At 64.4% G+C, this 12,313-nt stretch carries 11 protein-coding genes; 10 read left to right on the top strand and 1 reads right to left on the bottom strand.

Annotation, left to right across the window (positions count from 1 at the left end; translation table 11 throughout):
* Window positions 1–99 precede the first annotated feature (99 nt).
* The 5 genes from J7E83_RS21555 (at window position 100) to J7E83_RS20785 (ending at window position 5,512) form a co-directional block, all read left to right on the top strand.
* Window positions 100–1,365 (top strand): histidine kinase, encoded by a 1,266-nt coding sequence (locus J7E83_RS21555; RefSeq protein ID WP_214966045.1) that lies wholly within the window; start codon window positions 100–102, stop codon window positions 1,363–1,365.
* Window positions 1,362–2,027 (top strand): response regulator transcription factor, encoded by a 666-nt coding sequence (locus tag J7E83_RS20800; protein ID WP_214966043.1) that lies wholly within the window; start codon window positions 1,362–1,364, stop codon window positions 2,025–2,027. The genes J7E83_RS21555 and J7E83_RS20800 overlap by 4 nt, the downstream gene beginning before the upstream one ends.
* A gap of 415 nt (window positions 2,028–2,442) precedes the next feature.
* A complete protein-coding gene (locus tag J7E83_RS20795) occupies window positions 2,443–3,051 on the top strand; it encodes a hypothetical protein (RefSeq protein ID WP_214966041.1) in 609 nt (202 codons plus the stop codon).
* Between the two features lie 6 nt (window positions 3,052–3,057).
* Window positions 3,058–4,389, top strand: coding sequence for a Dyp-type peroxidase domain-containing protein (locus J7E83_RS20790; RefSeq protein WP_214966039.1), 1,332 nt, complete (start codon window positions 3,058–3,060; stop codon window positions 4,387–4,389).
* A 25-nt stretch (window positions 4,390–4,414) separates the two neighbouring features.
* Window positions 4,415–5,512: a catalase family protein gene (locus tag J7E83_RS20785; protein WP_214966037.1), complete on the top strand. Its 1,098-nt coding sequence runs from the start codon at window positions 4,415–4,417 to the stop codon at window positions 5,510–5,512.
* A 72-nt stretch (window positions 5,513–5,584) separates the two neighbouring features.
* Here the strand turns inward: J7E83_RS20785 and J7E83_RS20780 are convergent, their stop codons facing one another.
* Window positions 5,585–6,265: a TetR/AcrR family transcriptional regulator gene (locus J7E83_RS20780; RefSeq protein WP_214966035.1), complete on the bottom strand. Its 681-nt coding sequence runs from the start codon at window positions 6,263–6,265 to the stop codon at window positions 5,585–5,587.
* A 130-nt stretch (window positions 6,266–6,395) separates the two neighbouring features.
* Here J7E83_RS20780 and J7E83_RS20775 point away from each other — a divergent pair, with 130 nt between their 5' ends.
* Genes J7E83_RS20775 through J7E83_RS20755 form a run of 5 tightly spaced genes read left to right on the top strand, consistent with a single transcriptional unit; the run spans window position 6,396 to window position 12,256 of the window.
* The gene (locus J7E83_RS20775) at window positions 6,396–7,535 is read left to right on the top strand and encodes a VOC family protein (RefSeq protein ID WP_214966034.1); all 1,140 of its coding nucleotides are present in this window, start codon (window positions 6,396–6,398) and stop codon (window positions 7,533–7,535) included.
* On the top strand, window positions 7,532–8,470 hold the full coding sequence (locus J7E83_RS20770) for a fumarylacetoacetate hydrolase family protein (protein ID WP_214966031.1): 939 nt from the start codon (window positions 7,532–7,534) through the stop codon (window positions 8,468–8,470). The genes J7E83_RS20775 and J7E83_RS20770 overlap by 4 nt, the downstream gene beginning before the upstream one ends.
* 5 nt (window positions 8,471–8,475) lie before the next feature.
* Window positions 8,476–10,368: an acyl-CoA synthetase gene (locus J7E83_RS20765; protein ID WP_285289390.1), complete on the top strand. Its 1,893-nt coding sequence runs from the start codon at window positions 8,476–8,478 to the stop codon at window positions 10,366–10,368.
* Window positions 10,365–10,709: a DoxX family protein gene (locus J7E83_RS20760; RefSeq protein ID WP_214966028.1), complete on the top strand. Its 345-nt coding sequence runs from the start codon at window positions 10,365–10,367 to the stop codon at window positions 10,707–10,709. Before J7E83_RS20765 ends, J7E83_RS20760 begins: the two co-directional genes overlap by 4 nt.
* On the top strand, window positions 10,709–12,256 hold the full coding sequence (locus tag J7E83_RS20755; RefSeq protein ID WP_214966026.1) for a bifunctional 3-(3-hydroxy-phenyl)propionate/3-hydroxycinnamic acid hydroxylase: 1,548 nt from the start codon (window positions 10,709–10,711) through the stop codon (window positions 12,254–12,256). The genes J7E83_RS20760 and J7E83_RS20755 overlap by 1 nt, the downstream gene beginning before the upstream one ends.
* Window positions 12,257–12,313 lie beyond the last annotated feature (57 nt).

The following is a 12,313-nucleotide window of genomic DNA, read 5'->3' as shown; positions in this document are numbered from 1 at the left end:
ACGCACTAAGCCCCCTTATGGGGGAAGCTGGGTAGACGCAGCAATCAGTCCACCACCGGCCAGCACGCTCATTGATGTGCACAGGAGAACCGAAGCCCCGTGAGCACCGTCCTACCTTCCCGCAAGTCATGGGCAACGGTGTCCGCTGACGGGCGCCCTCTCACCCACCGGATTCCCGTGTGGCTGGGCGACCTCATCGTGGCCATCCTGGTCATCATGCCCGAGACCGTGGCCATCCCAGGAGCCCCCCAGGGCTCCTTCAGCCCGGCAGCTCTCACACTGGCAATAGCAGCGGCCGGCGTCCTGCCCTTCCGTCGCCGTTGGCCGTTCCCGGTGCTCGCCGCCACGATCGCACTATTCGTTGCTGCCGCTGTCCTCGGTGAACTGAGCCCCACCACCTCCCTGCCGGTCGCCATCGCCGTGTTCGGTATGGTCACCAGGGTTCCCCGTCGCGTCTCCGTGATCACAACGTCGGCGACCATAGTCATCTTGGGGGCTGCGGCCCTGCTCAGTGAGTCCAACGGGATCCTGGATCCTCGGGTATTCCAGCCTGTTGCCGTTGCAGGATTCGCGGCCGCATTGGCGGACGGGATGAGATCGCGCCGGGCCTACATCATGGCGATCACCGATCGTGCCTTGCGCGCCGAGCAGACCCGCGAATCTGAAGCACGACGGCGGGTGGCGGAGGAACGCTTGCGCATCGCCCGGGACCTCCACGACGTGGTGGCCCATCAGATCGCCGTCATCAATCTCCACGCAGGGGTCGCGTCCGCCGCCGTCGGGAGCCGGCCAGAAGATGCCGAACGCTCCCTGGCCACCATCCGGGCGGCCGCCCGAACAGTCCTCGGCGAGATCGGCGATCTTCTCGCTTTACTGCGGGCCAGTACGGACGAGACCGAAGAGGCCCCACGGGCGCCGCTGAGCAACATGGACCGGCTAGAGGACTTACTCAAAGAGTTCCGGCGCACCGGGCTCGAGGTAACGCTCCGCAACGTGGGGACCCTCGTCGAACTGCCGGCGGCAACCGGCGTGGTCGCCTACCGGGTGATTCAGGAAGCCCTCACCAACGCCCACAAACATGGTTCCGGCCATCGCGCCCACCTGCTCATCGAATACACGCCGGAGACGATCAACATCACCGTAACCAACCCCGTCAACAACGGCCCTGGCCCGTCGGAAGCAGGCCGGCTGCCAGGGCACGGCCTCCTCGGAATCGCCGAACGCGTGGAGTCCGTTCGCGGAACCTTTCAGACCACACCGGCAGGGGTCAACCCGTTCCGGCTCCAGGCCCAACTTCCGCTCCCGGCTTCCAGCGCCCAAGGCCAAGCCATCAAGGAAAACACCCGGAACGGGAAGGACTCATGAGCGCCTCCGTTCTCCTGGTGGATGACCAGTCCCTCATCCGGACGGCTGTACGGGCCCTCATCGACGCCTCACCTGGGCTCACCGTCGTCGGGGAAGCAACAAACGGACGGGAGGCAGTCGAAAAGACCCGCTTGCTGCACCCCGACGTTGTGCTCATGGACATCCGGATGCCCGTCATGGACGGGATCGAAGCCACGAGGCAGATCTGCCGTGACCCGGCACTTTCCGAAGTCCGGGTCCTCGTCCTGACTACCTTCGAGGAAGACGAGTACGTCGTGGAGGCGCTGAGGGCCGGCGCCAGCGGCTTCATCGGCAAAGGCACGGAGCCCCCCGCCCTCGTCCAGGCAATCGCAACCGTCAACGACGGCGAGTCCCTGCTCTCCCCCGTCGCCACCCGCCTCCTGGTGGACCGATACGTCCGCGCCGCACCCACCGCCACCCGTACCCGGCCGACGCCAGTGGCGGGGCTGGAGGAACTGACCGACCGTGAACGCGAGGTCCTTCTACTGGTGGCAACGGGACTCTCCAACTCCGAGATCGCCGAGCGCCTGTTCATCTCACCGTCAACCGCGAAAACACACGTGAACCGCATCATGGCCAAGCTCTACGCCCACGACCGGGCCCAACTGGTCATCGCCGCCTACGAAAGCGGCCTCGTCTGAGCAGTTCCTCCTTGACCGCGGGTACGGACCGCACCTACTTAACCGCGCCCAGGGTGACGCCGGACTTCCAGTACCGCTGAATGGCGAGGTAACTGGCTGCGAGTGCTGCACTTACGGCGGTCACCGCCAGGACAGGCAGTAGCCATACAGCACCAGCGGCGAGAGCTGAACTCGCCTTATTCGCGGCCCGCGGCCCGCGGCCCGCGGCGTGCTGCGGAGCAGGCTGGCGAGCGGGGAGGCAGTCTGCAAGCGGCCGCTGACGAAGTCCGTGATCTTGATCCTTTCAATCCGCCATTTTCGGCCACTTTGATACTCTGATGATTTCGTCAGGATTGAATATATCGTCTGAACAGACTATTCTGGCATTGGATGCCCTGCAAAAGCAGGTCGCGTGCCAGATGAGGAGACCGAGAAAATGAGTGAGCAAAACCCCCAGGTGCGGTTCCAGAACCTTCCCGCAACCGTTCGTGACCGCGTCAACGAAGCCATGTCGGACGCGAAGGTTGTCTTCAAGGTCAAGGTCGGCGAACTGCTGGTTAACCGGAAGGAGACCGCCGAGCACGCCGTCACCGGCGCCGGGCGGATCGGCGCGAAGAGCGGCGAGATCTCCGAGCTGACCCTCATTGCCGAACTCAAGCCTGGTGGCGCCGAGCGGCTGCGCAGGTTCTTCAAGCTGATCGATGGCAACCTCGCCGGCGCAGGCCAGGTGGGCACCCTGCACAATATGCGCTTTGTCTTCCTCGACAACGACACGAAGCTGCTCTTTGCCACCGCCTACGATGGCGAGTGGGACCCCTACATCGACGACTTCGCTACGAAGATCCCGGAGATGATGGACTACATCTTTTCCAATATGGAGGGCTGGCCGGGCATCACCTCGCCCGAGGTGAAGGAGTACATCGTCACCCGCCAGGTTCCGGCCGAGGCTTGGTACGTTTCGCAGCCTCACCTGACCGTCGCCGAGGAGAGCCGGCTCCTTCGGCAGGACGTCACTTTGCAGCGTTTTCTGACCGAGCTGAACTGACTTCCAATGAACGTGTTCAGACGTCTCACCCGGCGACCGAGCCTGGAGCTCGATGACATCCAGGCAACGGTGCTGCGAGCGCGGCCCGAACCGTACTTCGGCACTCACGCAATCCTTGAGATCACTGACCCCGGAGGGGGAAGGGAACTGCTGAGGCGACTCGCTCCACTGGTTCCCTCTGCAGCTCACTGGGATGAGCCAAGGGCTTCGTGGCTGGCCTTGGCACTGAGCTACCACGGATTGGAGGCTCTTGGCGTGCCTGAAGGCACGCTTGCTTCCTTCCCCGCCAACTTCCGCGCCGGGATGGCCGCGCGGGCTGAGCGTCTCCGAGACACTGGACCCAACGCCCCCGCCAACTGGGAGTTTCCCTTTGGTACGCCACATGTGCATGTGGCCGTGACCATCTTCGCCGACAGCGAGACTGCCTGGCGCAACGAAGTTGCTGCCTATGAACGGCAGCTGCACGACCTGGCGGGCGTGCGACTGCTCTCGCACCAGGACTTCGGCGCGACCGGCTTCAATGTTTTCGGCTATCGGGACGGCTTCTCGCAGCCCGTGGTCGAGGGCAGCGGGGCCGAGCGGCTACCGGGTGGCGGACGGCCGGTCAAAGCCGGCGAGTTCGTTCTCGGTTACCCAAGCGAGACCGGCCAGGCCCTCCCAGCACCTGGACCCGATGTGCTCGGACGCAACGGAACGTACGTCGTGTTCCGCAAGTACCACTCTCACGTTGCCGCGTTCAACCGGTTCTTGCACGATAACGCCCGCACGGAAGCCGAACGGGAACTGCTGGCGGCAAAGCTGGTAGGCAGGTGGCGCAGCGGAGCCCCGCTTGCGCTGGCCCCCGAGGCGGACAATCCAGCGCTGGGCGAGGATTCACGGCAGATCAACAACTTCGGTTACCGTGACGACCCCCGAGGACTGCGAACACCCCTGGGATCGCATATCCGTCGGATGAATCCACGCGACGGGAAGCTGGAGGTCCTCAGCGATGTCAACATCCGCAGGATCATTCGGCGCAGCACCTCCTATGGCCAACCGCTGCCCGCAACTGACCTCCGAGACGACAGGGAAAGCCGGGGGCTGGACTTCATTGCCCTGGGGGCACGCGCCATCGACAACGTGGAGTTCCTGCAAAGCGAGTGGGTGAACTCCGGCAACTTCACTGGGCTGGGCAAGGAGAAGGATCCGCTGATCTCCCTGCAGGACAAGGGCGCCTACTTCACAGTGCCCGGATCTCCACCACGCCGGATCCAGAACATTCAGAGCTTCAACACGTTGCTCGGCGGGGAGTACTTCTTCATGCCGAGCCTCTCCGCGATCAACTGGCTTAGCCGCTGACCCACCACTCCTGCAGGAGGAATTCATGACACCAGCCCGCTCCTATGTTTCCTACAGCCCGGATCTCGAGCAGCCGTTCCCCAACGAGCACGAGCTCGTACAGCAAGTCGTCGCAGCAATGCTCAAGGCTAACCAACAAGTTGCGGCCAAGCACCGCCACGGACTCCGCGATGCCCACGCCAAAAGCCACGGCGTGGTGGTGGGGGAGCTGCGTGTTTCGCCTGGTCTGCCCGGCCATCTCGCCCAGGGACTCTTTGCCGAGCCCCGGACGTACCCCGTAATCGTTCGGCTTTCCACCGCGCCGGGGGACCTGCGCTCGGACCAGGTGCCTGTCCAGCGGGGATTTGCGGTCAAGGTAATCGGCGCGGCCGGTTCCCGTGCAATCGACGACGGACTCACCACCCAGGACTTTCTCCTGGTAAACCACCCCACGCTTCCTTTCGGAACCATCGGCCAGTATGCCGAGCTCCAGAACCTCCTCGAACGCCAGCCGCGGCAGAGCGATCAGCAGCTACAGACCATCGGGTTCGGTGCCCGCCTGGCGTCGCGGGCCCTGACCAGGCTCGGACGGCCGCTCTCACCTGCCATCGAGACGCTGTCGGCGGCGAACAACCACATTCTTGGCGAGACGTTTCATTCCATGGCCGCCCTCCGCTACGGCGACTACGTTGCCAAGATATCTGCAGCCCCACGCTCGGTAAACGTCAAGGCCCTGACCGGCCAGCCGATCGGGAAGAGCGCAGGCGAGTCGGCATTGCGTGACTTGGTCTGCGAATTCTTTGCTGGCAACAGTGCGGAGTTCGAACTGCGCGCGCAGCTATGCGTGGACGTCGACAGGATGCCGGTCGAGGACGCATCGGTGCCTTGGCCAGAGGAGCTGTCGCCGCACGAAGTTGTGGCTGTGCTGCACCTACCGGCTCAGGACCCCTACAGCGATGCCCGACGCCGCTATGCCGACGATATCCTCTCCTTCAATCCGTGGCATGCCCTGGAGGCACACCGCCCACTGGGGTCAATCATGCGCTCCCGTCGCACTGCCTACGCGCACTCCAGCGACTTCCGCCACGGCGTCAACGGGGACGAGGAACACGAGCCGACCACCATCGACGAACTGCCGGCCTGACCGGGGGTCAACAGCCGGCTCCGACGTCCCCGCATTACGGCCGGCAGCGTGATTTCAGCGGGCCGGGCCGTCCTAGGTGATGGCCTGGTCCGCTGCCCCGCGCAGCCCGGCGGTGTGGAGTTCGGGGAGCGGACCGCTGCAGATTGCACGCGCTTCATCGGCAGGTAAACCCAGCATCCGCAGAAGTGCCTCAGTCGCCTGATCCGTTGCCTCGGCGTCGTCACGGTCCGGCTCGGTATGGAGGAGCTGTCCGAGGAAGGTTGCCGCGCCGACTGCGCACACCACGGCGACGTCTATGTCCTTCATAGTGAACCGCCCGGACTCGACGCCGGCCTGGATATCCCGCCGGACCCGGGGAGCCAGTCCCGTCTCCGCCCCGAGGAGGCCGAGGGCGCTGTGCAGGATCACTTTGCTGAGCTCCGGTTCCCTGCGGTGGAAGCGACCTGTTAACCGAAAACTCGTCGCGAACGCGATGGCTGGGTCCTCGACGTCGGTGGTCAGCTGGTCCAGGACTGCACCGAGCAGGTCCGTTACATGTTCGACGGCGGCCTCAAACAGCTGCTCTTTGGATTCAAAGTGGTTGTAGAAGGAGCCGATACCCACGTCCGCTGCCTGGGTGATCTCCAGCACCGGGGAGTTGGTCTTTCCTTGGGCCAGGAAAGACTGCGCTGCGCCCACCAAAGCCGCCCGGGTCTGCGCCTTCCGCCGATGCGACCGGGTGGGTTCCGGGGACGAGGCTGGCGCTTGGGTCATCGAAGGCTCCTTGAGGTCATACGGACAAAAGGAAGCTTACCAGCACGGCCTCAGATGTGAAGAAATGTTCAAGTACTCTTGACTGACGATATCGTCATAACAGAAGATATAGTCAGAAAGGACGGTAATCATGAACGATCACCATGACCATGGCAGCCACAGCAACCTGCACAGTGAGCAGGGCGGCCTTGCCTGGGAGCATCGCGGGCGGTCGACTAACCCGATCATCAAGGTCCACGACATCGCCTGGCTCGAATTCCAGAAGCCGGATCTGTCTGCTGCCGAAACGTTCGCGCACGCCTTCGGATTCGTCACGAGCCTCCGCACTGCTGACGAGCTGCACCTGCGGGGGACCGATACTGGAGCACCGTGCGTGATCGTTCGCCGAGGACCCCGATCGCGTTATCTTGGTTCCGCATTCACCGCTGCGCAGGCCACCGACGTCCTTCGCCTGGCTGCCGCTACAGGCGCCACGTCTAAAAAACTGCCGGAGACTATTGGCGGCATTGGGGTCGATCTCGTGGATCCGAGCGGGGCTTCTATCAGCGTCGTCGCGGACACACACAAGCTTTCCGCCCTGCCGGCACAGACGCCCCTCACGTTCAATACCGGCCACGACGTGGCCCGGACAAACCAAACCCAGCGGCCCCTGCGCCAGCCGGCAAGAGTCCAGCGTCTCGGTCACGTGGTCCTGCAGAGTACCAAGTACCGTGAGACGCTCGACTGGTACCTCCAGCACCTGGGCCTTATTGTCAGCGACTTCCTTTATTACCCGGGGCAGCGTCAACGCGGCCCGACAATGAGCTTTATTCGCTGCGACCGGGGTGCAACGCCCACCGACCATCACACCATTGCGATGACTTTGGGGCCGACGAACCGGTACGTGCATTCGGCATACCAGGTGGCCGACGTCGATGCCCTCGCCGCCGGCGGTGAGCTTCTGCGCGACCTCGGCTACCACCGCTCATGGGGGATAGGCCGGCACATCCAAGGCAGCCAAATCTTCGACTACTGGCGCGACCCCAACGGCTTCCTGGTGGAGCACTTCACCGACGGGGACATGTTCGATAGCGCCCTCGAACCCGGATGGACGCAGATGACGGCGTCCGGACTCGCCCAGTGGGGCCCTCCAGCCAGCAAGGACTTCCTCGGCATCACCCCTGGCCGGGAGTCGTTACGCGAGCTGGCCTCAATGTTCTCCGCACTCCGGGAAGACAACGAATTCGACTTCGCGAGGCTTCGCGGCCTGATGAAAGTAGCTACCTCATGACTGTCTCTATCCTGCGAACGGCAGACGCCTGGTGGGTCCACACGCCCTCCGGTGCATCACGTATCGATACCCTGGCCACCACCACGGGCGGGTTGCTCGCTGACAGGGCATCCATCCAGGCCGCGATCGGGGGAAATGGGTTTGTGCCAGCGGACAGCCTGCAGTTGATCTCGCCTGTCACCGCCCCGTGCCGCGTGGTGGCCCAGATGGCCAACTTCGCCTCCCATGTGAGGGATTCCGGCATGGATCCGCAGAAGATCCCGATGGCGTTTTTCCGCAAGTCCTCGGGCTCGATCAGTGGGCCCTATGACGACGTCGTCCGGCCCGGTCACGTGCGGTTGCTCGACTACGAGGCCGAGATCGGCCTCGTGATTGGCAAGGAGCTCCCAGTCGGCTCAGTCATCACACCCGAGACGTTCGCCGACTACGTCGCGGGGCTTGTGATCACCAACGACGTCTCGGCCCGCGACCTGCAACTTCCGCAGACCCAGTTCTACGAATCCAAGTCCTACCCGGGCTTCACCCCCACCGGACCGACGCTCGTGCTCTTCGACGCCGACGATTGGAACCGCTTCGGTGACCTCAGGCTGCGGCTGTGGGTAAATGGTGAGGTCCGCCAGGACATGACGGTAGCCGATATGATCTACCTCCCCATGGACGCTTTGGGGACGCTCGCCCGGTTCCAGCACCTTTCCCCGGGAGACCTGGTCCTGACAGGAACCCCTGCAGGCACCGCTTTGAGCGCACCTCCAAAACCAATCGAGATCATCAGCAATCTGCTGCCTCCTGCCACCAAGTGGCGACTCTTCTTTAGGGCCCAGGGCCGCAACCCGAAGTACCTCAAGAGCGGCGATGTGGTCGAGATCGCCATCAGCACGGACGACGGCAAAATCGATCTTGGTCGTCAGCGCACGACGGTGAGGGCAGCGCGGTGAACGGCATGACTCTTTGGCCTCAGTGCTCAAGGCCCCAAGACGTCGTCGAAATTGAAATGATCCCTCTTTCCGAACGCGGTCTCCCGGCGTCGACGTACGAGCTGCTGTGCCGGGCCGCCCGGAGGTGGCCGGACCGCACGGCGGCGGCAGTACTTCCGAACGCTGAGCGCTGGCAGGAACCCGTCAGATTGACGTTCACCGAGCTTCTCGCGGACGTGAACCGGATAGCGAACCTGCTGGCAGAAATCGGCGTGGGGCGCCACGACGCGGTAGCCCTCCTCTCGCCCAACTGCCAGGAGCTCATCTCCGCGACACTGGCCGCCCAAGTCGCCGGTGTCGTTGCCCCGATCAACCCCGGCCTGTCCCAGGATCACATCGCCGAGCTGCTCCAGCGTTCGGGTGCGCGTGTGCTGGTGGCTGCCGGGCCGGATCTCGATCCGGCCGTCACCGAGGCCGCGCTAACCCTTGCAAGGAAGGGCCTGGTGGACTGCGTGCTCCTGATGTCGCCTACCGGCCAGGGTCCTTCCGGCCCAGTCACGACAGCCGGGCACGCAAGCGTGGACTACCTGATGCGCCGGGCAGCCGGATCCTCCTCCGAGCGTTTCCACGGGGACTTGCCTGGAACAGACGATCTGGCATCACTGTTCCACACCGGCGGAACCACCGGCACCCCGAAGCTGGCGGCGCACACGCACGCCAATGAGGTAGCCGACGCCTGGATGGTCGCGGCCAACGACCTCCTCGACGAGGATGCCGTGTACTTCGCTGGTCTGCCGCTGTTCCATGTGAACGCCCTTGTGGTGACCGTCCTTGCGCCCCTTTTCAAGGGACAGTCAGTCGTGTGGGCAGGGCCGCTGGGCTACCGCGAGCCTGCTCTTTACGGCGTCTTCTGGAAGCTGGTCCAGCACCATCGGATCGCCGCGATGAGCGCTGTCCCCACCGTCTACGCCACGCTCGCTATGTGTTCCGTCAACGCGGACACCAGCAGCCTCCGACAGGCCATGGTGGGAGCCAGCCCGCTGCCGGCCGCAGTGCGTGCCGGCTTCGAGGGCGCCACCGGTGTGGCCCTCATCGAGGGGTACGGCCTGACGGAAGCCACCTGCGTCAGCGTGCGTAGCTTCCCTGGTGCCGCCAGGACCGGGTCGCTCGGTTGCCGGCTGCCCTACCAGGAGATCAAGGCGGTGCTGGTAGATGACGCCGGCCAGTGGCATGATGCCGGACCAGACATATCTGGTCTCTTGGTCATCAAGGGGCCAACTGTTTTTCCTGGCTATGTCGTCGGTAACGGCCCCGGCGGTCACTTGCTCGACGGCCTCGGCAAACTGCGCGCCGGCTGGCTGGACACCGGCGACCTCGGACGGGTCGACGAGGACGGCTTCGTCCACCTCACCGGCCGTGCCAAGGACCTGATTATCCGCGGCGGCCACAACATCGACCCCGCAATCATCGAGGACGCCCTCCTTACGCATCCCGAAGTGACCGGGGCAGCGGCAGTCGGCAGACCTGACCGGCACGCGGGAGAGGTGCCGGTCGCTTACGTCACACTGGCGGCGGGCGCAGCCACCACCACAGAAGAGCTGATCCAATGGGCGGACGCGAGGGTCGCGGAACGGGCGTCCTCGCCGAAGTCCGTCACCGTCCTTGGCCAGCTTCCGGTCACTGCCGTTGGCAAACCATACAAACTCGCCCTCCGGGCGGACGCGACCCGGTTGGCGATGAGCGAAGCCCTGCAAGGGATGCCAACCGTGCATGCCGTGGAAGCTGATATCAAAGACGGCACAATAGTTGTCACCGTGAGTGTGGACGAGGCCTCGGATGCAGCTGTCCAAAGTGCCCTCAACGAGTACGGCGTCCAGTGGCGGATCACGCGAAGGCTCACAGTAGAGGCAGACCGATGACCATTTTCCTCACGATATTGCTCGTTGCATGCTTCGCCATCCTCGGGCTGGCCAAAGTTGTTGGCGCAGCGGGCATGCCTGCCCGGGCCGCTCATGTGGGGTTCAGTAGTACGGCGTACAAAAGAATCGGAGCACTGGAACTGCTGGCCACCCTGGGCCTCCTGCTCGGGCTGGTTGAACCTTGGATCGGCGTCTCAGCAGCCATCGGCTTGGTGCTTTTGATGACCGGAGCTGGCATCACCCATTTCAGGAGGGGTGACGGTCCACGCGAGATCACCCCGGCCGCGGTCATGACCGCGGCACTGGTCAGCTACCTTTTCGTCGCGATGGCGGCAAGGTGATGAGCGAGCAGGCCTCCGACGGCCGCGCGGTGCCGGTGGTCGTCGTCGGTGCCGGGCCTTCGGGACTGGCGGTAGCCACCCTACTTGGCCAGTACGGCGTCGAGTGCCTCGTCCTGGACCGATGGGAGGGCGTTTACCAGCTGCCACGGGCGGTACATCTCGACGACGAGATTTACCGCATTCTCAACCGGCTGGGGGTGGCGGCCCGGTTCGCGGCGATGAGCCGGCCGGCACGCGGACTGCGTCTGCTCACCGCTGAGCACCGGGTGATCGCGGAATTCCAGCGATCGGCGGACAGCGCCACACACGGGTACCCGCAGGCCAACATGTTTGACCAGCCCGGCCTGGAACAGCTGATGCGTGAGAACCTTCGCTCAGTTCCGTCCGTGTCGTTGCGCGGCGATGTCGAGGTGAACCGTGTAACGCAGGGCAACACCACAGCCAGGGTGGATTTCACGGACCGTGTGACCGGCGCACGCGAATCGGTCCTGGCCGGCTACGTCCTGGGCTGCGACGGCGCCAACAGCGTGGTGAGGGAGGCAATGGGTGCCGTGATGGAGGACCTTGGCTTCGAACAGCGGTGGCTGATTCTCGACGTCGATACTACCGTGCCGCTGAACCAATGGGACGGTGTCCACCAGCTGTGCGACCCCCACCGCGCCGGTACCTACATGCGCGTTGGAAAGGTCCGTTACCGTTGGGAGTTCCGGCTGCTGCCCGGTGAGACCGCCGCGGATTTCTCCTCCCTGGAGGCGCTCCATCCGCTGATACGGCCATGGACTCGTGACGCCCCGGCAGAGGACCTGCACGTGATCCGCGTTGTGGAGTACACCTTCCGCGCCCAGGTTGCCAACAAGTGGCGCGACCGCCGTATCTTCCTGCTCGGCGACGCCGCCCACCTGACTCCACCGTTCATCGGTCAGGGCATGGGGGCGGGACTCCGTGATGCCATGAACCTGGCATGGAAGCTCGCCGGCGTTCTTGCCGGGGACCTCCCCGGTATCACGCTTGACAGCTACCAGGCGGAGCGCAGGCGGCACGCCAAGAGAACCATCAACCTCGCAAAGTTTGTCGGCCGGGCCATGACGGCAGGTGGACGCGTCGGTTCCGTCCTGCGGAGGCTCCTCATACCGGGCCTGCACCTGGCGGCCGCCCCTGAACCGTCCGGCACGGCGAGGCCCGCAGGCTTTCGCACCCGCTTTTTGGCACTCACTGGCACCTCCGCCGTCGGACGCTTTTGCCCCAATGCCCCGACGTCGGTCACCTCGAACGCCGCCCGGTTCGACGAGATCGCCGGAAACGGCTTCACGCTGCTGGCTCCCGCGATCACGTCCGCAGAGCGTGAACGGATCCTTCAGAAGGGTGCGGCGCCGGTGGCCCCCGAGGCTGGCTCCGAACTCCACCAGTGGCTTGTCCGGCATCGAATTGCTGCCGCCGTTGTCCGGCCGGATCGCACCATCATGTTAACTGCCGCTTCCGTCTCCGAGAGCATCTCCCGGTTGCCGTCGTTCCATCTCGTAACCGCCAACGCCGAACGGACTGAGTAAAAAAATTGCGCTGAAGCACCACCTGCCGCATGGCCCGGTTGGAGGTGGCGTCTTTTC

The sequence above is a fragment of the Arthrobacter sp. ISL-48 genome (assembly GCF_018613805.1).
Classification (GTDB): domain Bacteria; phylum Actinomycetota; class Actinomycetes; order Actinomycetales; family Micrococcaceae; genus Arthrobacter.
Note: the sequence above shows the minus strand (reverse complement) of the source record. Positions and strands in the feature narration are given on the sequence as shown.